Origin of the sequence: Frondihabitans cladoniiphilus, assembly GCF_039544345.1 — a bacterium.
Classification (GTDB): domain Bacteria; phylum Actinomycetota; class Actinomycetes; order Actinomycetales; family Microbacteriaceae; genus Frondihabitans; species Frondihabitans cladoniiphilus.
Genome location: NZ_BAABLM010000003.1, coordinates 150,650 through 169,612, shown reverse-complemented (window position 1 = coordinate 169,612; position 18,963 = coordinate 150,650). Strand labels below are relative to the sequence as shown.

Genomic DNA, 18,963 nt, shown 5'->3' with positions numbered 1-18,963 from the left:
GGAAAACAAAATGGCTATTCGTAAATACAAGCCCACGACGCCCGGTCGCCGCGGTTCGTCGGTCGCCGACTTCGCGGAGATCACGCGTTCGACGCCCGAGAAGTCGCTGCTCCGTCCGCTGTCCAAGACCGGTGGCCGTAACAACGCCGGCCGCATCACGACGCGTCACATCGGTGGTGGCCACAAGCGCCAGTACCGCGTGATCGACTTCAAGCGCAACGACAAGGACGGCGTCAACGCCAAGGTCGCTCACATCGAGTACGACCCCAACCGCACCGCCCGTATCGCTCTGCTCCACTTCCTCGACGGCACGAAGCGCTACATCATCGCGCCGAACAAGCTGAACCAGGGCGACATCGTCGAGTCCGGTCCCGGCGCCGACATCAAGCCGGGCAACAACCTCCCGCTGAAGAACATCCCCGTCGGTACCGTCATCCACGCGATCGAGCTGCGTCCCGGCGGCGGTGCCAAGATGGCCCGCTCCGCCGGCTCGTCGGTCCGCCTCGTGGCGAAGGACGGCCCCTACGCCCAGCTCCGTCTCCCCTCCGGTGAGGTCCGCAACGTCGACGCACGCTGCCGCGCCACCATCGGCGAGGTCGGCAACGCCGAGCAGTCGAACATCAACTGGGGCAAGGCCGGACGCATGCGCTGGAAAGGCGTTCGTCCCACGGTTCGTGGTGTCGCCATGAACCCGGTCGACCACCCGCACGGTGGTGGTGAGGGCAAGACCTCCGGTGGACGCCACCCGGTCAGCCCCTGGGGTCAGAAAGAGGGCCGCACCCGCCACCCCAACAAGGAGAGCGACAAGCTCATCGTCCGCCGTCGCAACGCTGGAAACAAGCGTAAGTAGGAGTTGTAGAAGATGCCACGCAGTCTGAAGAAGGGCCCCTTCGTCGACGACCACCTGCTTCGCAAGGTCGTTGTACAGAACGAAGCCAACACGAAGAACGTGATCCGCACCTGGTCGCGTCGCTCGATGATCATCCCGAACATGCTCGGTCACACGATCGCCGTCCACGACGGTCGTAAGCACATCCCCGTGTTCGTGACCGAGAGCATGATCGGCCACAAGCTCGGCGAATTCGCGCCCACCCGCACCTTCCGCGGCCACGTGAAGGACGACAAGAAGGGGCGTCGCCGCTAACGCGGTGACGCAAGGAGGAGAAGAAATGGTGGAGTCGATCGCACGCGTGCGACACATCCGCGTTACGCCTCAGAAGGCCCGTCGCGTCGTCAACCTGATCCGCGGCAAGCAGGCCCTCGAGGCCCTGGCCATTCTGAAGTTCGCCCCTCAGGGTGCGAGCGAGCCCGTCTACAAGCTCGTCGCGTCGGCCATGGCCAACGCACGAGTCAAGGCGGACGCCCAGAACAGCTACCTCAACGACGACGACCTCTACATCTCGAGCGTCTACGTCGACGAGGGTGCCACCCTGAAGCGGTTCCAGCCGCGCGCCCAGGGCCGTGCGTTCCAGATCCTGAAGCGCACGAGCCACATCACGGTCGTCCTCGCGACGCCCGAAGAGGCCGAATCGGCCGCAACGTCGAAGAAGGCGAGCAAGTAATGGGCCAGAAAGTAAACCCGTACGGCTTCCGTCTCGGGATCACCACCGACCACGTGTCGCGTTGGTTCTCCGACAGCACGAAGCCGGGACAGCGTTACAGCGACTACGTCGCTGAAGACGTCAAGATCCGCAACCTGCTCAAGACCTCGCTCGACCGCGCCGGCGTGGCCAAGATCGAGATCGAGCGCACCCGTGACCGCGTCCGCGTCGACATCCACACCGCCCGTCCGGGCATCGTGATCGGTCGTCGTGGCGCCGAGGCCGAGCGCATCCGCTCCGACCTCGAGAAGCTCACGGGCAAGCAGATCCAGCTCAACATCCTCGAGGTGAAGAACCCCGAGGCCGAGGCTCAGCTGGTCGCGCAGGGTATCGCCGAGCAGCTCACCGCTCGTGTGGCGTTCCGCCGCGCGATGCGCAAGGGCCTGCAGGGCGCTCAGCGCACCCCGACCGTCAAGGGTGTCCGCATCCAGGTCTCGGGCCGCCTCGGCGGCGCCGAGATGAGCCGGTCGGAGTTCTACCGCGAGGGTCGCGTTCCGCTGCACACCCTCCGCGCCAACATCGACTACGGCTTCTACGAGGCCAAGACGACGTTCGGCCGCATCGGTGTGAAGGTCTGGATCTACAAGGGCGACATCACCAACAAGGAGCTCGCGCGCGAGCAGGCGAACCAGAAGTCGTCTCGCCCCGAGCGTCGTAACGACCGTGGCGGCGACCGTGACCGCGGACCGCGTGGTGGCAACACCCGCGCCCCGCAGGCCACCGAAGCGCCCGCTACCGCAGGAGCTGAGGCATAACCATGTTGATTCCCCGTCGCGTCAAGCACCGCAAGCAGCACCACCCCGGCCGTACCGGCCAGGCTACTGGTGGAACTCGCGTGAGCTTCGGTGAGTACGGCATCCAGGCGCTCACGCCTGCCTACGTCACCAACCGTCAGATCGAGTCCGCTCGTATCGCCATGACCCGTCACATCAAGCGTGGTGGAAAGGTGTGGATCAACATCTACCCCGACCGCCCGCTGACCAAGAAGCCGGCCGAAACCCGCATGGGTTCCGGTAAGGGTTCGCCCGAGTGGTGGGTCGCCAACGTCAAGCCGGGTCGCGTGCTCTTCGAGCTCAGCGGCGTCAGCGAGGAAGTCGCCAAAGAGGCACTGACTCGCGCAATCCACAAGCTGCCCCTGAAGGCACGCATCATCAAGCGCGAGGAGGGCGACGCATAATGGCGATCGGATCCAAGGAGCTCCGCCCCACCGAGCTCGACACGTTCGAAGACGAGAAGCTCGTCGACGAACTGAAGAAGTCGAAGGAAGAGCTGTTCAACCTGCGCTTCCAGTCGGCCACGGGCCAGCTCGAGAACCACGGCCGCGTGCGTGCCGTCAAGCGCGACATCGCGCGTATCTACACGGTCCTGCGCGAGCGCGAGCTCGGCATCCGTGCCACCCCCGCCCCGGTCGCGGCCGCCCCCAAGGCAGCCACCAAGAAGTCGACCAAGAAGGCCACGCCGGCCGAGGAGGCTCCTGCCTCCGACGCCGCCGAGACTGTCGAGGAGACCAAGTAATGGCTACCGAGAAGAAGACTGCGGACGCCTCCACCGAGGTTCTCGTCCGCGGTTACCGCAAGACCCGTCGTGGCTACGTCACGAGCGACAAGATGGAGAAGACCATCGTCGTCGAGGTCGAGGACCGCGTGAAGCACCCCCTGTACGGCAAGGTCATCCGCCGTACCTCCAAGGTCAAGGTCCACGACGAGGCCAACTCGGCCGGAATCGGCGACCTCGTCGTCATCAGCGAGACCCGACCGCTCAGCGCCTCCAAGCGCTGGCGCCTGGTCGAGATCCTCGAGAAGGCGAAGTAGGCCTCGGCCTGCTTTAGAAGGAGACAGAAGTGATTCAGCAGGAATCCCGCCTCAAGGTCGCCGACAACACCGGTGCGAAGGAGATCCTCACCATCCGCGTTCTCGGTGGCTCCGGCCGTCGTTACGCCGGCCTGGGCGACGTCATCGTCGCCACGGTGAAGGACGCCATCCCCGGCGGCAACGTGAAGAAGGGTGACGTCGTCAAGGCCGTCATCGTTCGCACCAAAAAAGAAGTCCGTCGCAACGACGGCTCCTACATCAAGTTCGACGAGAACGCCGCAGTGATCCTGAAGGCTGACGGGGACCCTCGTGGCACCCGCATCTTCGGACCGGTCGGTCGCGAACTCCGCGACAAGAAGTTCATGAAGATCATCTCGCTGGCACCGGAGGTCATCTAAATCATGGCGAACATCAAGAAGGGTGACCTGGTTCAGGTCATCTCCGGAGCCTCGCAGGCCCGCGGCGGAGACCGCGGCAAGCAGGGCAAGGTCATCGAGGTCCTCGTGGAGAAGAACCGCGTGGTCGTGGAGGGTGTCAACTTCGTCACCAAGCACGTCCGTGTGGGTCAGACCCAGCGTGGCACCAAGACCGGCGGCATCGAGACGCACGAGGCACCCATCCACGTGTCGAACGTCGCCCTGGTCGACCCCAAGAGCAAGAAGCCGACGCGCGTCGGTTTCCGCGAAGAGACGGTCACGAAGGACGGCGTCACCAAGACCGTCCGTGTCCGTTTCGCCAAGAAGTCGGGTGAGGACCTGTAATGACTGACACCACCGTTGCGCCGGCTGGCCCAATCCAGCCGCGCCTCAAGGCCAAGTACCAGGCGGAGATCCTTCCGCAGCTGAAGAGCGACTTCGGCTTCACGAACGTGCACCAGGTGCCCGGTCTCGTGAAGATCGTGGTCAACACGGGTGTGGGTGAAGCGGCTCGAGACAGCAAGGTCATGGATGGTGCGGTCAAGGACCTCACCGCCATCACCGGTCAGAAGCCGCAGGTCACCAAGGCCCGCAAGTCGATCGCGCAGTTCAAGCTCCGCGAAGGACAGCCCATCGGCGCTCACGTCACGCTCCGTGGCGACCGCGCCTGGGAGTTCCTCGACCGGCTGCTGTCGCTCGCTCTTCCCCGTATCCGCGACTTCCGTGGTCTCAGCGACCGCCAGTTCGACGGAAACGGCAACTACACCTTCGGTCTCAACGAGCAGAGCATGTTCCACGAGATCGACCAGGACCGCATCGACCGCGTCCGTGGCTTCGACATCACCGTCGTGACCACGGCCAAGAACGACGACGAGGGTCGTGCGCTGCTCAAGGCGCTCGGTTTCCCGTTCCGTTCGGCCGACGCAGCCGTCTAAGATCGTTCGGTCGGGCATTCTGCCGAAAGGCGGGATGCCCGGCCGCACTCCCGTGCCCGGAGAACCGCTCCGAGCCACCCCGATCGTTCAGGTCGGCTCCCGGTGTACCGGAAGTCGAAACCGAGCGAGAAAGTGATCCAATCGCATGACGATGACAGATCCGGTCGCAGACCTGCTGACCAGACTGCGCAACGCGAACTCGGCATTCCACGACACCGTGTCCCTGCCGAGCAGCAAGCTCAAGTCCCACATCGCCGACATCCTCAAAAAAGAGGGCTTCATCGACGGCTGGAAGGTCGCCGACGCACGCGTCGGTCAGACCCTCACCATCGACCTGAAGTACGGCCCCAACCGCGAACGCTCCATCGTGGGCATCAAGCGCGTCTCCAAGCCTGGCCTCCGCGTCTACGCGAAGTCGACCGAGATCCCTCAGGTCCTCGGCGGACTCGGTGTGGCCATCCTTTCGACTTCCTCCGGTCTGCTGACCGACCGCGAGGCCGAGCAGAAGGGCGTGGGTGGGGAAGTCCTCGCCTACGTGTGGTAACCCGCCATGTCACGAATCGGACGCCTCCCCATTCCGATCCCTGCCGGGGTCGATGTGAAGATCGACGGCCAGGCCGTCTCCGTCAAGGGCCCGAAGGGTGAGCTCTCGCTCGTCGTCGCCAGCCCCATCGAAGCCAAGCTCGAGGAGGGCACCGTCCTGGTGACCCGTCCCGACGACGAGCGCTCCTCGCGTTCGCTCCACGGCCTCACTCGCACGCTCATCGCGAACCAGATCATCGGAGTCACCCAGGGTTACACCAAGGGGCTCGAGATCGTCGGTACCGGTTACCGCGTGCAGGCCAAGGGCTCGAACATCGAGTTCGCCCTCGGCTACTCCCACCCCATCACCGTCGAGCCGCCCGCGGGCATCAGCTTCACGGTCGAAGGCAACAACAAGCTCACCGTCGTCGGTATCGACAAGCAGGCGGTCGGCGAGGTCGCTGCCAACATCCGCAAGCTGCGCAAGCCCGAGCCCTACAAGGGCAAGGGTGTCCGCTACGCCGGCGAGGTCGTTCGCCGCAAGGCCGGAAAGTCAGGTAAGTAATCATGGGACTCGGAACCCGAGGAAAGAGCAAGTCGGCCGCCACTGCGCGCCGTCACACTCGCCTGCGCAAGAAGATCGTGGGCACCGAACTGCGCCCCCGTCTCGTCGTCAACCGTTCGGCCCGTCACGTGTTCGTGCAGGTCGTCGACGACAGCAAGGGCCACACCGTCGCCAGTGCATCGACCCTCGAGGCCGACCTGCGCACGTTCGACGGTGACAAGACGGCCAAGGCGAAGAAGGTCGGCGAACTCGTCGCCGAGCGCGCCAAGGCCGCCGGAGTCGAAGCGGTCGTCTTCGACCGTGGTGGAAACAAGTACGCCGGACGCGTCGCGGCTATCGCCGAGGGCGCCCGGGAAGGTGGGTTGGACCTGTGAGCGACGAAACGAACAAGACGCCTACGACGCCGGAGACCCCGGTCGAGGCCGTCGTCGAGCGCCCCGTCGAGACGGCTGCCGGCTCGGAGTCGAACAACCGCGAAGGCGCGACCGCTGGTCGTACCGACCGTCGCGGCGGCAACGGACGCGGCGACCGCAACCAGGGTCGTGGCGGTCGTGACGACCGTGACAAGAGCCAGTTCCTCGAGCGCGTCGTCACCATCAACCGCGTCTCCAAGGTCGTCAAGGGTGGTCGTCGCTTCAGCTTCACCGCTCTCGTCGTCGTCGGTGACGGCAACGGTCTGGTCGGCGTCGGCTACGGCAAGGCCCGCGAGGTGCCCACCGCGATCTCGAAGGGTGTCGAGGAGGCGAAGAAGAACTTCTTCCGCGTCCCCCGTATCGCCAAGACGATCCCGCACCCTGTCCAGGGTGAGGCTGCTGCAGGCGTCGTCCTGCTCCGCCCCGCTGCTGCCGGTACCGGTGTCATCGCCGGTGGTCCCGTCCGCGCCGTCCTCGAGTGCGCCGGTATCCACGACGTGCTGAGCAAGTCGCTCGGTTCGTCGAACACCATCAACATCGTGCACGCCACCGTCGCCGCACTGAAGCAGCTCGAGGAGCCGCGCGCCGTCGCAGCTCGTCGTGGGCTGGACATCGACCAGGTCGTGCCCGCCCGTCTGCTCCGCATGGAGGCCGACGCCCGCGCTGCAGCTACCGAGAAGGCAGGTGCCTGATGGCCCAGCTCAAGGTGACTCAGATCAAGTCCAAAATCAGCGAGAAGCAGAACCAGCGCGACACGCTGCGGAGCTTGGGTCTCAAGCGCATCGGCCAGACGGTCGTTCGCCCCGACGACAAGCAGAACCGTGGTTACGTCTCGACGGTCGCTCACCTCGTCAAAGTCGAGGAGATTGACTAATGGCTGACGAGAAAGCCCCCAAGGAGGAGACGACCGCCAAGGCCGCTCCCGCCAAGGCTGCTGCCCCCAAGGCCGCAGCCGCCAAGAAGCCGGCCGCCAGCAAGGCTGCCGCTTCGTCCAGCACGACGACCAAGGCTGCGAAGTCGGAGTCGGCTTCGGCCGACGTCGCTCGCCCCCAGGTCCTCAAGGTCCACCACCTTCGACCGGCTCCCGGTGCCAAGAAGTCGAGGATTCGTGTGGGCCGCGGTGAGGGTTCGAAGGGTAAGACCGCAGGTCGTGGAACCAAGGGCACGAAGGCCCGTTACTCGGTCAAGGTCGGCTTCGAGGGTGGGCAGATGCCTCTGCACATGCGCACCCCGAAGCTGCGCGGGTTCAAGAACCCGTTCCGCGTCGAGTACCAGGTCGTCAACCTCGAGAAGCTGGCGGACCTCTACCCCGCCGGTGGCGACGTCACCGTGGGCGACCTCGTCGCCAAGGGTGCCGTCCGCAAGAACGAGAAGGTGAAGGTCCTCGGCAACGGCGACCTCGCCGTCAAGTTGAACGTCGTCGTCGACAAGGTCTCCGGCTCCGCCGAAGAGAAGATCGTCGCCGCCGGCGGTACCGTCACCAAGTAGTACCTGGAGGGGCGGCTCGGAAGAGCCGTCCCTCTCAGTCGTCTATCCTCATTACCGGGAGGCCACCTTGTTCAGAGCCGTATCGCGGATTTTCCGCACACCCGACCTTCGCCGAAAGATCGGGTTCACGCTCGGAATCATCGCGCTCTTCCGTCTCGGGTCGTTCATTCCCTCGCCGTTCGTCGACTACTCGAACGTGCAGACCTGTCTGGCCGGTCAGCAGTCCACTTCCGGCCTGTACGAGCTCGTCAACCTGTTCTCGGGTGGCGCCCTCCTCCAACTCTCGATCTTCGCGCTGGGCATCATGCCCTACATCACGTCGTCGATCATCGTGCAGCTGCTTCGCGTGGTCATCCCGCACTTCGACGCTCTCTACAAAGAGGGCCAGCAGGGCCAGGCCAAGCTGACGCAGTACACGCGTTACCTCACCATCGCGCTGGGCATCCTCCAGTCGACGACCCTGATCACCGTGGCCCGTTCCGGTGCTCTCTTCGGCTCGTCGAGCGTCTCCGAGTGCAGCCAGCTCATCACGAACAACGCCTGGTACGCGATCCTCCTCATGGTCATCACCATGACCGCCGGTACCGGCCTCATCATGTGGATGGGCGAGCTCATCACCGAGCGCGGCATCGGCAACGGCATGTCGCTCCTCATCTTCACGTCGATCGCCGCCAAGTTCCCGACCGCCCTCTGGGCCATCGAGCAGGCGAAGAACTTCGAGATCTTCCTCATGGTCATCATCGTGGGAATCGTGATCATGGGGCTCGTGGTCTTCGTCGAGCAATCGCAGAGACGAATCCCCGTCCAGTACGCCAAACGAATGGTCGGCAGGCGAACGTACGGCGGCAACAACACGTACATCCCGATCAAGGTGAACATGGCCGGCGTCGTGCCCGTCATCTTCGCGTCGTCGCTGCTGTACCTGCCCGCTCTGGTCGCGCAGTTCAACACCCCGTCGAACGGCACCGCTCCCGCCGCGTGGGTCTCGTGGGTCCAGACCAATCTGACCTCGGGCGACAAGCCGTTCTACATGGTCCTGTACTTCCTGCTCATCATCGGCTTCACCTACTTCTACGTCGCGATCACCTTCAACCCCGAAGAGGTCGCAGACAACATGAAGAAGTACGGCGGGTTCATCCCCGGCATCCGTGCCGGCCGACCCACCGCCGACTACCTCGACTACGTCCTGACTCGAGTCACCCTGCCCGGGTCGCTGTATCTGGGCCTGGTCGCTCTGATCCCGCTGATCGCGTTGGCGACGGTGGGGGCGAACCAGAACTTCCCCTTCGGCGGTGCGAGCATCCTGATCATCGTGGGCGTCGGTCTCGAGACCGTGAAGCAGGTCGATTCCCAGCTCCAGCAGCGTCACTACGAGGGGCTCCTCAAATGACCGACGGCGACACGGCCACCGCGGCAGCCTCGAACAGCGCCGGTACGCGCCTGCTCATCGTCGGTCCGCCCGGTGCGGGCAAGGGCACTCAGGCGGTGCAGATCGCCGAGTCCTATGGAATCCCGGCTATCTCCACGGGCGACATCTTCCGGGCGAACGTGAAGAACGAGACGCCTCTGGGTCTCAAGGTCAAGGCGATCATGGACGCCGGCGACTACGTGCCCGACTCCCTGACCAACGAACTGGTCTCCGACCGGCTCGCGCAGCCCGACGCGGCGGGCGGGTTCCTGCTCGACGGCTACCCGCGCACCGCCGACCAGGTGGTCTTTCTCGACGAGCTGCTCGCGGCTCGGGGTGAGGCTTTGACCGCAGTCGTGCAGCTGGTCGCCGATCGTGACGAGATCGTGGAGCGCCTTCGCAAGCGCGCCGTCGACCAGGGTCGCAGCGACGACACCGAGGAGGCCATCCGTCACCGCCAGGACGTCTACCTGCGCGAGACCGGCCCCCTCATCGACACCTACGCCGAACGGGGCCTGGTGCTCCCGGTCGACGGGCTCGGCTCCATCGACGAGGTCGCCGCACGGATCGACGAGGCGCTCGCGTCCCGCGGCATCCGTCCGACCGCCTCGGCCTAGGCCCGATCCGGTGGCTTTCCGCAAGCCGGGCATCTACAAGACGCCGGACGAACTGCGGCGCATGCTCCGTCCCGGGCGCCTGACGGAGGCGTCGCTCGATGCCGTCGAGGCAGCCCTGCGTCCCGGCGTGACGACGGGCGAGCTCGACGCGATCGCCGAGAAGACGATCCGTGACGGCGGCGGCATCCCCAACTTCCAGCTCGTCCCGGGCTATCGGCACACGGTCTGCGCGTCGGTGAACTCCGACGTCGTCCACGGCATCCCGGGAGGACGCGTGCTCGAGGCCGGCGACATCGTGTCGATCGACTCCGGCGCCGAGTTCGAGGGGTGGAACGGCGACAGCGCCCGCACCTTCGTGCTGGCCGACCCCGAGCATCCCGCCCGCTTCGCCTCGCGCACGCGTCTCAACGACGTGACTCGGGGCTCCCTCTGGGCCGGGATCGCGGCGCTGGCCTCGGCGCGCCATCTCAACGAGGTGGGCGAGGCGGTCGAGGGCTACATCGAAAAGCACGGCGAGTTCGGGATCCTCGAGGACTACGTCGGTCACGGCATCGGCCGTTCGATGCACGAAGAGCCTCCGGTCTTCAACTACCGCGTGCGCGGCAACGGTCCTGCCGTGAAGCCGGGTCTCGTGGTCGCGATCGAGCCGATGGTCACGCTCGGCACCATCGACACGATCACTCAAGACGACGACTGGACGGTCACGACGGCGGACGGCTCGGACGCCGCGCACTGGGAGCACTCGGTGGCCGTGCATCCCGCGGGCATCTGGGTTCTCACGGCTTCCGACGGCGGGGCCGAGGGTCTGGCACCGTTCGGGGTGCGCCCCGTTCCGATCCCGTAGCCCCAGACCCGGCCCCAGCCCCAAGGAGCAGGGCCAAGGCCAGGCGAGAGCGGGGGATGCCCTCACTCATCGCCCGGCGACGGCCCGAGTCAGCCGTTGCCCACCGAGCAGGTCTCCTCGGAGGCGGACTGCCCTGTGATGCCCGTCGGCAGGGCCGTCGCCGTGCTGGTCGGCGTCGTCGCGCTCGAGCTCGCCCCGGACCCAGCCGAGGCCGAAGCCGACGAGGTGCCGCTCGCGGTGCCCGTCGCGGTCGACCCCTCGGTGACGGAAGCACGCCCCGTGCTGTCCGCGTTGAGGGTGAACTTGGTGTCGGTCTGGAGGTCCTGGTTCAAGACGCTCGCGTCGGCCGACGCCGCGACGACGCGGTTCGAGTTCCGCGGATCGACCGCGGTCGGGTACTGGACGAAGAGGGCGTTCGACAGTCCGACGTCCTTGAGGGCGAGACCGAGCTGCACCAGCGTCGTGGTGGAGGAGAGGCTGGTCGACAGGGTCATGCTCTTCACCGCGGCGGAGGCGATGCCGTAGAGCTTGAGCGGGCTCGACAGGGTGCCGGCGCTGACGATCTTGCGCATCATCGCCGAGAGGAACACCTGCTGCGAGCTGATCCGGGCGAGGTCGCTGCCGTCGCCGACCCCGTGCCGGGTGCGGAGGAACTCGAGGGCCTGCAGGCCGAGGAGGGTGTGCGTGCCCGCCGAGAGCTGGAGGCCGGAGTAGGCGTCGTCGATCGGTTTGGCGACGCAGACGTCGACGCCGCCGATCGCGTTGGACATGGAGATGACCCCGTCGAACGTGATCTCGGCCGCGTAGGGGATGGTCAGGCCGGTTATCGACTCGACGGTGGCGACCGTGCAGCCGAGCCCTTCTCCGAGAGTCGTATTGAACTGCTGGTAATCCGCTGCAGGGAATGTCGCACCGCCGGTTCCGGTGCACGACGGGACGTCGACCATCATGTCGCGCGGGAAGCTGACGGCCGTCATCTGGGTGTGGTCGGCCGACAGGTGGATGAGGATCGTGACGTCGTTCCGGCTGCCGTCGGCGACGCCCGCCTGGACCTCCGTCTGACCCACCCGGGTGTCGCTGCCGACGAGCAGGATGTTGGCCCCGCCGGAGATGGCGTCGATGGAGGTCTTCGCCGCGGCCTTCTGCTCCTTCGTGCCGAGCGCCACCGTCTTGATCTGCGATTTCAAGCTGATCGCGGCGATCGCGGCCACGCTCGTGACGCTCGCCCCGGAGACCGCCAAGACGATCGCGACGAGGACCGCCACGAAGCGGACCGGGCCTTTCCGGGGGAGGCGGCCGTGCCGGGCGATCCCGGACGTGGCCTCACGGCGATGGCTCGAGCGTTCTCCGGGCACGGGGCTCCTCGGGATGACAGGGCGGGTTGGGCGACACCGCGACGGCTACGGCGTGTCGAGTTGACGGGCCGGGTTGGCAAACTATAGCCGAATCGCATAAGCTTGATCTTTGGTGTCCGACGCCTGCCTTTTTGCCTGCGATCGGCTCCACAAATCCCCGCAAGACCAGCAGTACCTATTTTTAGCGACAGTGAGGCTATGGCCAAAAAAGACGGTGTCATCGAAATCGAAGGCGCAGTGGTCGAAGCGCTGCCCAATGCGATGTTTCGCGTTGAGCTGAGCAACGGACACAAAGTACTCGCCCACATCTCCGGCAAGATGCGTCAGCACTACATCCGCATCCTCCCCGAAGACCGTGTGATCGTAGAACTCTCGCCCTACGACCTGACCCGTGGCCGGATCGTCTACCGCTACAAATAAGCGGCTGCTGGACAAGGAACGGCCCGGCGCATCCGTCGGGTACGAGGCCAGCGATCAAAGAGGAATGAAGCAATGAAGGTCAAGCCCAGCGTCAAGCCCATCTGCGAGCACTGCAAGGTGATTCGCCGCAACGGCAACGTCATGGTGATCTGCAAGAGCAACCCGCGCCACAAGCAGCGCCAGGGTTAATCGACGCGATCCGAACGGCCCCGCGAGAGCGGGGCCAGCACCACCCCAAGCAGCACCAGAACCGCTTCGCGACGTCTGTCGGAGAGCGGGGACACCCCGGGCGGAGGCCCGGGCACCGGTGCTGTGACACACCTCCACCATCTCTCAAGGAGAAGCCACAATGGCACGTCTAGCAGGCGTTGACATCCCGCGCGACAAGCGCGTCGAAGTCGCACTGACCTACATCTTCGGAGTCGGCCGCACGCGCGCCCTCAAGACTCTCGCGGACACCCAGATCGACGGCAACATCCGCGTCAAGGATCTGACCGACGACCAGCTCGTCCTGCTCCGCGACTACGTCGAGGGCAACTACAAGGTCGAGGGCGACCTCCGCCGTGAGGTCGCCGCCGACATCCGCCGCAAGGTCGAGATCGGCAGCTACGAGGGCATCCGCCACCGCCGCGGCCTGCCCGTGCGCGGACAGCGCACGAAGACCAACGCTCGTACCCGCAAGGGCCCGAAGCGCACGGTCGCCGGCAAGAAGAAGGCACGATAGGCCCGGCGCCCGCCGTAGCCATTCTTAGGTTGTAGGAGAAAAAATTGGCAGCACCGAAGTCGGCCGCGCGTAAGCCCCGCCGTAAAGAGAAGAAGAACGTCGCCGTGGGCCAGGCCCACATCAAGTCGACGTTCAACAACACCATCGTTTCGATCACCGACCCGTCCGGGGCCGTTCTGAGCTGGGCTTCGTCCGGCGCCGTCGGCTTCAAGGGCTCGCGCAAGTCGACGCCGTTCGCCGCGCAGCTCGCGGCCGAGTCGGCTGCTCGTCAGGCGCAGGAGCACGGCGTCAAGAAGGTCGACGTCTTCGTCAAGGGACCGGGCTCCGGCCGCGAGACCGCGATCCGTTCGCTCCAGGCCGCCGGCCTCGAGGTCGGTTCGATCAACGACGTCACCCCGCAGGCGCACAACGGATGCCGTCCGCCCAAGCGTCGTCGCGTCTGAGTTGACCTGATCGCCGCGACCCCCGAGCTCGTTCTTCGAGGCTTGGGGGCCGTGGCGTTCACCACGTTTTCGAACGTCCCCCGTCGGCGCCAGTCGCCGCAGGATCCTTCAGTACTCACAACTCAACAGACCGACTGACAGCCAGCAGTCGTACCGCCAAGAGTCATATAGCGGACTCTTCGCCGAAAGGAATCCACAGTGCTCATTGCACAGCGCCCCACTCTCACCGAGGAGAACATCTCGGAGTTCCGCTCCCGCTTCGTGATCGAGCCCCTCGAGCCTGGCTTCGGCTACACGCTCGGCAACTCGATGCGTCGCACCCTGCTCTCCTCGATTCCCGGAGCAGCTGTCACCAGCATCCGCATCGACGGCGTCCTCCACGAGTTCACCACCGTTCCCGGTGTCAAGGAAGACGTCACCGAGGTCATCCTGAACATCAAGAGCCTCGTGGTCTCGAGCGAGCACGACGAGCCCATCACCGCTTACCTGCGCAAGCAGGGTGCGGGCCAGGTCACGGCCGCCGACATCTCCGTCCCGGCCGGTGTCGAGGTCCACAACCCGGAGCTCGTCATCGCGACGCTCAACGACAAGGCGAAGTTCGAGCTCGAACTGACCATCGAGCGTGGCCGTGGCTACGTCTCCGCGGTCCAGAACCGCTCGGAGTTCTCCGAGGCCGGCCAGATCCCGATCGACTCGATCTACTCGCCCGTCCTCAAGGTCACCTACCGCGTCGAGGCGACTCGTGCCGGTGAGCGCACCGACTTCGACCGCCTCGTGGTCGACGTCGAGACCAAGCCGGCGATCAGCCCCCGCGACGCCATCGCTTCGGCGGGTCGCACGCTGACGGAGCTGTTCGGTCTCGCCCGCGAGCTGAACAACGCCGCCGAGGGCATCGAGATCGGCCCCGCGCCGGTCGACGCCGTCCTCTCGAGCGAGCTCCAGACCCCGATCGAAGACCTCGATCTCTCCGTGCGCAGCTACAACTGCCTCAAGCGCGAGGGCATCAACACGGTGTCCGAGCTCGTCGCCCTCTCGGAGACGCAGCTCATGAACATCCGCAACTTCGGTCAGAAGTCCGTCGACGAGGTGAAGGACAAGCTCGTCGAGCTCGGCCTCTCGCTGAAGGACACCGTCCCCGGGTTCGACGGAGCCCACTTCTACAGCGGCTACGACGAGGAGGAGACCAACTAGGTCTCCCCGCCCCGACGCCCTTCACCTCAATCATTTAGGAAACGACAATGCCCAAGCCCACCAAGGGTCCCCGCCTCGGAGGCGGCCCGGCGCACGAGCGCCTCATGCTGGCCAACCTGGCCGGCCAGCTGTTCACGCACAAGAGCATCAAGACGACCGAGACGAAGGCCAAGCGCCTCCGTCCCGTCGCCGAGCGGCTCGTCACCTTCGGCAAGCGCGGCGACCTGCACGCCCGCCGTCGTGCCCTCGCCGTCCTCCGCAACAAGGAGGCGACGCACATCCTGTTCTCCGAGGTCGCGCCGCTGCTCGAACTCCGTGAGGGCGGCTACACCCGCATCACGAAGCTCGGCTTCCGCAAGGGCGACAACGCCTCCATGGTGCAGATCGAGCTCGTCCTCGAGCCCGTGAGCCCCAAGGTCAAGGGTTCGAAGAGCAGCAAGGCCGCCGTCCCCGCGACGACGACCGCCCTGCTCGAGGAGGACAGCGACGAGCTGACCGCCTCCGACGAGACGATCATCGAGGCCACGACCGAGGCTCCCGTCGACTCCGACGAGACCCCCGAGACGACCGCCGAGCTCGAGTCCGAGTCGTCCGACGACCTCACGGCCTCCGACGAGACGATCATCGAGGCGACCACCGAGGCTCCGGCCGACGAGGAGTCCAAGTAGCACTCGCTGCGCCGCGACGGCCCGTCTCCCTCCGGGGAGGCGGGCCGTCCGTCTTTTGTAGACTCGTCTCGTGAGTAGCGAGACCGGCGACGCCAGCCCCACCACGCGCATCCGTCTCGACATCTCGTACGACGGCACCCGGTTCAACGGCTGGAGCACGCAGCCGGGCCTCCGCACCATCGAGGGCGAACTCGACAAGGCCCTCGCCATGTCGCTCCAGCGCTATCTGCCGGCCCCGCGACTGGTCGTCGCCGGCCGCACCGACACCGGCGTCCACGCGACGGGCCAGGTGGTCCACCTCGACCTGACGGCCGCCCAGTTCGAGTTCCTCGCGACCCCACATCGCAACAAGACGAAGTACCCGCCGTTCCCGCCCGCCATGCGCCTCGCCAGGCGGCTCAACGGCCTGGCCGGCGCTGAGGACGACCTGTTCGTGACGAACGCAACGGTCGTGCCCGACTCGTTCGACGCGCGCTATTCGGCGCTCTGGCGCGAGTACGAGTACCGCGTCTCCGACCTCACCGGCCCGCGCCATCCGATCCGCCGTTACGACACCCTCTGGTTCCCGGCCACGGTCGACCTCGACCTGATGAACGCCGCCGCGATCGCGCTCCTCGGCCTCCACGACTGGGCCGCCTACTGCCGCCCGCGCGAAGGAGCCACCACGATCCGCACGCTGCAGGAGTTCCACTGGCGCCGCGAGAGCGACGGCATCCTCGTCGCCCGGGTGAAGGCCGACGCGTTCTGCCACAGCATGGTCCGGGGGCTCGTCGGCGCGACCCTGGCCGTGGGGGAGGGGCGGCTCTCGATCGACGACGTCGTGCGGATCCGCGAGGCCGGCGTCCGCAGCGGCGAGTTCAAGGTCGCGAACGCGCACGGGCTCACCCTGCGCGAGGTCGCGTACCCGGGCGAAGAGCACTTCGAGTCGCGGGCGGAGCTGACCCGGGCGAGGCGAGCGGCGCTGTAGAGCGGGGGATGCACACGACCGTTTGCCGTCGGGACGAGCATCCTGTAACATTGCTCCTTGGTGTTTGCGCAACTGCGCGCTGCACCCGAAGTTGAGCCCTCCACCTGACTCGTTCGGCGCGATCCGCGCAGAACGGCAACGGAGCGGGATTCACGAACCTCTCACCTCGACCAGAAAGCAGCACTACTGTGACGCGCACTTTCTCTCCCAAGCCGGCTGATGTCCAGCCGGAGTGGCTGATCATCGACGCCAACGACATCGTCCTCGGCCGTCTCGCCAGCCACGTCGCCGCGCTCCTCCGCGGCAAGCACAAGGCCACCTTCGCTCCTCACATGGACATGGGTGACTTCGTCATCGTCATCAACGCCGAGAAGGTCGCCCTCACCGGCTCCAAGCTCGCCAACAAGCTGGCCTACCGCCACTCGGGTTACCCGGGCGGGCTGTCGGTCCAGACCTACTCCGAGATGCTCGAGAAGCACCCGACGCGCGCCGTCGAGAAGGCCATCCGTGGCATGCTCCCGAAGAACTCGCTGGGCCGGGCCCAGATCCAGAAGCTGAAGGTGTACGCGGGTCCTGAGCACCCTCACGCCGCGCAGAAGCCCACGGTGTACACCCTCGACCAGGTCGCCCAGTAGCGACCGCTGAAGACTTAAGGATCCCTACAGTGGCAAGCATCGCCGATTCCATCGAATCCACCCCCGAGAGCTTCACGACCGAGAGCGCCGCTCCGGTCGCGGCCTCCACGCCCCGTCCCGTCCTCACCGTCGGCGGCGGCGCCGTCGGTCGTCGCAAGCAGGCCATCGCCCGCGTGCGCCTCACGCCCGGCACCGGTGTCATCACCGTCAACGGCCGTGCGCTGGACGAGTACTTCCCCAACAAGCTGCACCAGCAGCTCATCAACGACCCGTTCAAGGTCCTCGACCTGCTCGGCTCGTACGACGTCGTCGCGAAGATCTCCGGCGGTGGCCCCTCGGGTCAGGCCGGCGCGCTCCGCCTCGGCATCAGCCGCACGCTGAACGAGATCGACGAAGAGAACAACCGCGCCGAGCTGAAGAAGGCGGGCTTCCTCAGCCGCGACGCTCGCGTCAAGGAGCGCAAGAAGGCCGGTCTCAAGAAGGCCCGTAAGGCTCCTCAGTTCTCCAAGCGCTAACACCTGGCGAGGCTTCGCGATGACGCGCCTTTTCGGAACCGACGGAGTTCGGGGCCTTGCCAACCGTGAGTTGACGGCCGCTCTCGCCCTGGGTCTTGCCCAGGCGAGTGCGGTCGTCCTCACGAAGGGGCATCATGCCGATGCCCGCAAAGCGGAGGGCCGGCGCCCGGTCGCCGTCCTCGCGCGCGATCCCCGTATCTCGGGTGAGTTCCTCTCCGCCGCGGTGGCCGCCGGTCTGGCCTCCTCGGGCGTCGACGTCCTCGATGCCGGGGTCATCCCCACGCCTGCTGCGGCGTTCCTGGTGCAGAACTCCGGCGCCGACTTCGGCGTCATGATCAGCGCCTCGCACAACCCCGCTCCCGACAACGGGATCAAGTTCTTCGCGTTCGGCGGCACCAAGCTGCCCGACGAGGTGGAAGACCGCATCGAGGCGACCATGGACGCCCCGCGCCTCATGCCCGTGGGCGGCGACGTCGGTCGCATCCGCCGCTTCGCCGATGCCGAGGACCGGTACGTCGTCCACCTGATGGGTGCGCTGCCGCACCGCCTCGACGGCCTCCACGTGGTGCTCGACTGCGCTCACGGCGCGGCCGCCGCGGTCTCGCCCGAGGCGTTCGCCCTCGCCGGCGCGCGCGTCACGCTGATCGGGGCCGACCCCGACGGCGTCAACATCAACGACGGCGTCGGCTCGACCCACCTCGACCAGCTCGCCGCGGCCGTCCTCGAGCACGGAGCCGACGTGGGCATCGCGCACGACGGCGACGCCGACCGGTGCCTCGCGGTCGACGCCGAGGGCAACGTCGTCGACGGCGACATGATCATGGCGATCCTCGCCCTGTCGCTCCACGAGCGCGGCGACCTGAAGGACGACACCCTCGTCGCGACGGTGATGAGCAACCTCGGACTGAAGCGCGCCATGCGCGACCACGGCATCACGATGCTCGAGACGGGTGTCGGTGACCGGTACGTGCTCGAAGAGATGAACGCCCACGGCTACAGCCTGGGCGGCGAGCAGTCGGGTCACATCATCTTCCAGAAGTACGCCACGACGGGCGACGGAATCCTGACCGGATTGACCCTCGTGGCCGAGATGGCCCGGACGGGCAAGTCCCTCGCCGAGCTCGCGTCGGTCATGACGGTGTTCCCGCAGGTGCTCATCAACGTGCGCGACGTCGACCGCGAAGCCCTGAAGGGCGACGAGGTGGTCGCCACCGCCGTGCGCGCCGCCGAGGACGAGCTGGGCGACTCCGGTCGGGTGCTGCTGCGCCCCTCCGGCACCGAGCAGCTCGTGCGGGTCATGGTGGAGGCGGCGTCGCAGCCCGTGGCGGATCGGATCGCCCACACTCTGGCCGAGGTGGTGCGGGAGCAGCTCGCGGTCTCCGTGGGCTGAGGCCCGTGTATCCCACGCTCTCGATTTTGTAACAA

At 66.3% G+C, this 18,963-nt stretch carries 30 protein-coding genes; 29 read left to right on the top strand and 1 reads right to left on the bottom strand.

Translation table 11 applies throughout. The features are described from left to right. Positions 1 to 10: 10 nt before the first annotated feature. From rplB to map, 19 genes are all read left to right on the top strand, one after another. Positions 11 to 850 carry a 50S ribosomal protein L2 gene (gene rplB, locus ABEA39_RS09005; protein ID WP_345375508.1) on the top strand — a complete coding sequence of 280 codons (840 nt, stop codon included), beginning with the start codon at positions 11 to 13 and terminating at the stop codon, positions 848 to 850. Positions 851 to 862: 12 nt separating this feature from the next. After that, complete coding sequence (gene rpsS, locus ABEA39_RS09000) at positions 863 to 1,144, top strand: 30S ribosomal protein S19 (RefSeq protein WP_055964978.1); 282 nt, start codon at positions 863 to 865, stop codon at positions 1,142 to 1,144. Between the two features lie 25 nt (positions 1,145 to 1,169). Then, on the top strand, positions 1,170 to 1,562 hold the full coding sequence (gene rplV, locus ABEA39_RS08995; protein ID WP_345375507.1) for a 50S ribosomal protein L22: 393 nt from the start codon (positions 1,170 to 1,172) through the stop codon (positions 1,560 to 1,562). Continuing rightward, a complete protein-coding gene (rpsC, locus tag ABEA39_RS08990; protein ID WP_345375506.1) occupies positions 1,562 to 2,356 on the top strand; it encodes a 30S ribosomal protein S3 in 795 nt (264 codons plus the stop codon). Before rplV ends, rpsC begins: the two co-directional genes overlap by 1 nt. A 2-nt stretch (positions 2,357 to 2,358) precedes the next feature. Beyond that, a complete protein-coding gene (gene rplP, locus ABEA39_RS08985; RefSeq protein ID WP_345375505.1) occupies positions 2,359 to 2,778 on the top strand; it encodes a 50S ribosomal protein L16 in 420 nt (139 codons plus the stop codon). After that, positions 2,778 to 3,116, top strand: a complete 339-nt coding sequence (gene rpmC / locus ABEA39_RS08980) for a 50S ribosomal protein L29 (RefSeq protein WP_345375504.1) — start codon at positions 2,778 to 2,780, stop codon at positions 3,114 to 3,116. Before rplP ends, rpmC begins: the two co-directional genes overlap by 1 nt. After that, positions 3,116 to 3,412, top strand: coding sequence for a 30S ribosomal protein S17 (gene rpsQ / locus ABEA39_RS08975; protein WP_345375503.1), 297 nt, complete (start codon positions 3,116 to 3,118; stop codon positions 3,410 to 3,412). The genes rpmC and rpsQ overlap by 1 nt, the downstream gene beginning before the upstream one ends. 29 nt (positions 3,413 to 3,441) lie before the next feature. Then, a complete protein-coding gene (gene rplN, locus ABEA39_RS08970) occupies positions 3,442 to 3,810 on the top strand; it encodes a 50S ribosomal protein L14 (RefSeq protein ID WP_345375502.1) in 369 nt (122 codons plus the stop codon). 3 nt (positions 3,811 to 3,813) lie between these two features. Next, positions 3,814 to 4,173: a 50S ribosomal protein L24 gene (gene rplX / locus ABEA39_RS08965; RefSeq protein ID WP_345375501.1), complete on the top strand. Its 360-nt coding sequence runs from the start codon at positions 3,814 to 3,816 to the stop codon at positions 4,171 to 4,173. Beyond that, entirely contained in the window at positions 4,173 to 4,763 is a 591-nt protein-coding gene (gene rplE, locus ABEA39_RS08960) for a 50S ribosomal protein L5 (RefSeq protein ID WP_345375500.1), read from the top strand. The genes rplX and rplE overlap by 1 nt, the downstream gene beginning before the upstream one ends. 145 nt (positions 4,764 to 4,908) lie before the next feature. Then, positions 4,909 to 5,307 carry a 30S ribosomal protein S8 gene (rpsH, locus tag ABEA39_RS08955; RefSeq protein ID WP_345375499.1) on the top strand — a complete coding sequence of 133 codons (399 nt, stop codon included), beginning with the start codon at positions 4,909 to 4,911 and terminating at the stop codon, positions 5,305 to 5,307. 6 nt (positions 5,308 to 5,313) lie between these two features. Further along, positions 5,314 to 5,850 carry a 50S ribosomal protein L6 gene (gene rplF / locus ABEA39_RS08950; protein ID WP_345375498.1) on the top strand — a complete coding sequence of 179 codons (537 nt, stop codon included), beginning with the start codon at positions 5,314 to 5,316 and terminating at the stop codon, positions 5,848 to 5,850. Between the two features lie 2 nt (positions 5,851 to 5,852). Next, the gene (gene rplR / locus ABEA39_RS08945; RefSeq protein ID WP_345375497.1) at positions 5,853 to 6,224 is read left to right on the top strand and encodes a 50S ribosomal protein L18; all 372 of its coding nucleotides are present in this window, start codon (positions 5,853 to 5,855) and stop codon (positions 6,222 to 6,224) included. Further along, a complete protein-coding gene (gene rpsE / locus ABEA39_RS08940; RefSeq protein WP_345375496.1) occupies positions 6,221 to 6,955 on the top strand; it encodes a 30S ribosomal protein S5 in 735 nt (244 codons plus the stop codon). Before rplR ends, rpsE begins: the two co-directional genes overlap by 4 nt. Continuing rightward, positions 6,955 to 7,137 (top strand): 50S ribosomal protein L30, encoded by a 183-nt coding sequence (gene rpmD, locus ABEA39_RS08935; RefSeq protein ID WP_345375495.1) that lies wholly within the window; start codon positions 6,955 to 6,957, stop codon positions 7,135 to 7,137. Before rpsE ends, rpmD begins: the two co-directional genes overlap by 1 nt. Further along, positions 7,137 to 7,751, top strand: a complete 615-nt coding sequence (gene rplO, locus ABEA39_RS08930; protein WP_345375494.1) for a 50S ribosomal protein L15 — start codon at positions 7,137 to 7,139, stop codon at positions 7,749 to 7,751. Before rpmD ends, rplO begins: the two co-directional genes overlap by 1 nt. Before the next feature lie 67 nt (positions 7,752 to 7,818). Next, positions 7,819 to 9,141, top strand: coding sequence for a preprotein translocase subunit SecY (gene secY, locus ABEA39_RS08925; RefSeq protein WP_345375493.1), 1,323 nt, complete (start codon positions 7,819 to 7,821; stop codon positions 9,139 to 9,141). Continuing rightward, positions 9,138 to 9,776: an adenylate kinase gene (locus ABEA39_RS08920; RefSeq protein WP_345375492.1), complete on the top strand. Its 639-nt coding sequence runs from the start codon at positions 9,138 to 9,140 to the stop codon at positions 9,774 to 9,776. The genes secY and ABEA39_RS08920 overlap by 4 nt, the downstream gene beginning before the upstream one ends. Positions 9,777 to 9,786: 10 nt before the next feature. Continuing rightward, entirely contained in the window at positions 9,787 to 10,620 is an 834-nt protein-coding gene (gene map / locus ABEA39_RS08915; protein ID WP_345375491.1) for a type I methionyl aminopeptidase, read from the top strand. Between the two features lie 89 nt (positions 10,621 to 10,709). On the opposite strand, the gene ABEA39_RS08910 is transcribed toward map, so the two are convergent. Next, on the bottom strand, positions 10,710 to 11,975 hold the full coding sequence (locus ABEA39_RS08910; protein ID WP_345375490.1) for an LCP family protein: 1,266 nt from the start codon (positions 11,973 to 11,975) through the stop codon (positions 10,710 to 10,712). 198 nt (positions 11,976 to 12,173) lie between these two features. On the opposite strand from ABEA39_RS08910, the gene infA reads away from it, so the two are divergent. The 10 genes from infA to glmM all read left to right on the top strand — a co-directional run bounded on the left by infA (position 12,174) and on the right by glmM (position 18,928). Then, complete coding sequence (infA, locus tag ABEA39_RS08905; RefSeq protein ID WP_055965022.1) at positions 12,174 to 12,395, top strand: translation initiation factor IF-1; 222 nt, start codon at positions 12,174 to 12,176, stop codon at positions 12,393 to 12,395. Between the two features lie 72 nt (positions 12,396 to 12,467). After that, positions 12,468 to 12,584 carry a 50S ribosomal protein L36 gene (rpmJ, locus tag ABEA39_RS08900; protein WP_345375489.1) on the top strand — a complete coding sequence of 39 codons (117 nt, stop codon included), beginning with the start codon at positions 12,468 to 12,470 and terminating at the stop codon, positions 12,582 to 12,584. Between the two features lie 160 nt (positions 12,585 to 12,744). Then, positions 12,745 to 13,119 (top strand): 30S ribosomal protein S13, encoded by a 375-nt coding sequence (rpsM, locus tag ABEA39_RS08895; RefSeq protein ID WP_345375488.1) that lies wholly within the window; start codon positions 12,745 to 12,747, stop codon positions 13,117 to 13,119. Positions 13,120 to 13,163: 44 nt separating this feature from the next. After that, positions 13,164 to 13,562 carry a 30S ribosomal protein S11 gene (gene rpsK / locus ABEA39_RS08890; RefSeq protein ID WP_055799944.1) on the top strand — a complete coding sequence of 133 codons (399 nt, stop codon included), beginning with the start codon at positions 13,164 to 13,166 and terminating at the stop codon, positions 13,560 to 13,562. 198 nt (positions 13,563 to 13,760) lie between these two features. Beyond that, complete coding sequence (locus ABEA39_RS08885) at positions 13,761 to 14,753, top strand: DNA-directed RNA polymerase subunit alpha (protein ID WP_286345962.1); 993 nt, start codon at positions 13,761 to 13,763, stop codon at positions 14,751 to 14,753. A 47-nt stretch (positions 14,754 to 14,800) separates the two neighbouring features. Next, on the top strand, positions 14,801 to 15,421 hold the full coding sequence (rplQ, locus tag ABEA39_RS08880; protein WP_345375486.1) for a 50S ribosomal protein L17: 621 nt from the start codon (positions 14,801 to 14,803) through the stop codon (positions 15,419 to 15,421). 70 nt (positions 15,422 to 15,491) lie between these two features. Further along, the gene (locus ABEA39_RS08875; protein ID WP_345375485.1) at positions 15,492 to 16,388 is read left to right on the top strand and encodes a tRNA pseudouridine synthase A; all 897 of its coding nucleotides are present in this window, start codon (positions 15,492 to 15,494) and stop codon (positions 16,386 to 16,388) included. Between the two features lie 188 nt (positions 16,389 to 16,576). After that, the gene (gene rplM / locus ABEA39_RS08870) at positions 16,577 to 17,023 is read left to right on the top strand and encodes a 50S ribosomal protein L13 (protein WP_345375484.1); all 447 of its coding nucleotides are present in this window, start codon (positions 16,577 to 16,579) and stop codon (positions 17,021 to 17,023) included. 29 nt (positions 17,024 to 17,052) lie between these two features. After that, on the top strand, positions 17,053 to 17,538 hold the full coding sequence (gene rpsI / locus ABEA39_RS08865; protein ID WP_345375483.1) for a 30S ribosomal protein S9: 486 nt from the start codon (positions 17,053 to 17,055) through the stop codon (positions 17,536 to 17,538). A 19-nt stretch (positions 17,539 to 17,557) separates the two neighbouring features. Continuing rightward, on the top strand, positions 17,558 to 18,928 hold the full coding sequence (gene glmM, locus ABEA39_RS08860; protein WP_345375482.1) for a phosphoglucosamine mutase: 1,371 nt from the start codon (positions 17,558 to 17,560) through the stop codon (positions 18,926 to 18,928). Positions 18,929 to 18,963: the final 35 nt, after the last annotated feature.

Coding starts and splice junctions, on each gene's coding strand:
- rplR (WP_345375497.1), top strand. CDS start 5,853: ATGGGACTCGGAACCCGAGGAAAGAGCAAGTCGGCCGCCACTGCGCGC.
- rpsH (WP_345375499.1), top strand. CDS start 4,909: ATGACGATGACAGATCCGGTCGCAGACCTGCTGACCAGACTGCGCAAC.
- rpsS (WP_055964978.1), top strand. CDS start 863: ATGCCACGCAGTCTGAAGAAGGGCCCCTTCGTCGACGACCACCTGCTT.
- ABEA39_RS08920 (WP_345375492.1), top strand. CDS start 9,138: ATGACCGACGGCGACACGGCCACCGCGGCAGCCTCGAACAGCGCCGGT.
- rplE (WP_345375500.1), top strand. CDS start 4,173: ATGACTGACACCACCGTTGCGCCGGCTGGCCCAATCCAGCCGCGCCTC.
- infA (WP_055965022.1), top strand. CDS start 12,174: ATGGCCAAAAAAGACGGTGTCATCGAAATCGAAGGCGCAGTGGTCGAA.
- rplP (WP_345375505.1), top strand. CDS start 2,359: ATGTTGATTCCCCGTCGCGTCAAGCACCGCAAGCAGCACCACCCCGGC.
- glmM (WP_345375482.1), top strand. CDS start 17,558: ATGACGCGCCTTTTCGGAACCGACGGAGTTCGGGGCCTTGCCAACCGT.
- rpmD (WP_345375495.1), top strand. CDS start 6,955: ATGGCCCAGCTCAAGGTGACTCAGATCAAGTCCAAAATCAGCGAGAAG.
- rpsQ (WP_345375503.1), top strand. CDS start 3,116: ATGGCTACCGAGAAGAAGACTGCGGACGCCTCCACCGAGGTTCTCGTC.
- rplO (WP_345375494.1), top strand. CDS start 7,137: ATGGCTGACGAGAAAGCCCCCAAGGAGGAGACGACCGCCAAGGCCGCT.
- rplF (WP_345375498.1), top strand. CDS start 5,314: ATGTCACGAATCGGACGCCTCCCCATTCCGATCCCTGCCGGGGTCGAT.
- rpsC (WP_345375506.1), top strand. CDS start 1,562: ATGGGCCAGAAAGTAAACCCGTACGGCTTCCGTCTCGGGATCACCACC.
- rplV (WP_345375507.1), top strand. CDS start 1,170: ATGGTGGAGTCGATCGCACGCGTGCGACACATCCGCGTTACGCCTCAG.
- rpmJ (WP_345375489.1), top strand. CDS start 12,468: ATGAAGGTCAAGCCCAGCGTCAAGCCCATCTGCGAGCACTGCAAGGTG.
- rplB (WP_345375508.1), top strand. CDS start 11: ATGGCTATTCGTAAATACAAGCCCACGACGCCCGGTCGCCGCGGTTCG.
- rplX (WP_345375501.1), top strand. CDS start 3,814: ATGGCGAACATCAAGAAGGGTGACCTGGTTCAGGTCATCTCCGGAGCC.
- rpsM (WP_345375488.1), top strand. CDS start 12,745: ATGGCACGTCTAGCAGGCGTTGACATCCCGCGCGACAAGCGCGTCGAA.
- rpmC (WP_345375504.1), top strand. CDS start 2,778: ATGGCGATCGGATCCAAGGAGCTCCGCCCCACCGAGCTCGACACGTTC.
- rplQ (WP_345375486.1), top strand. CDS start 14,801: ATGCCCAAGCCCACCAAGGGTCCCCGCCTCGGAGGCGGCCCGGCGCAC.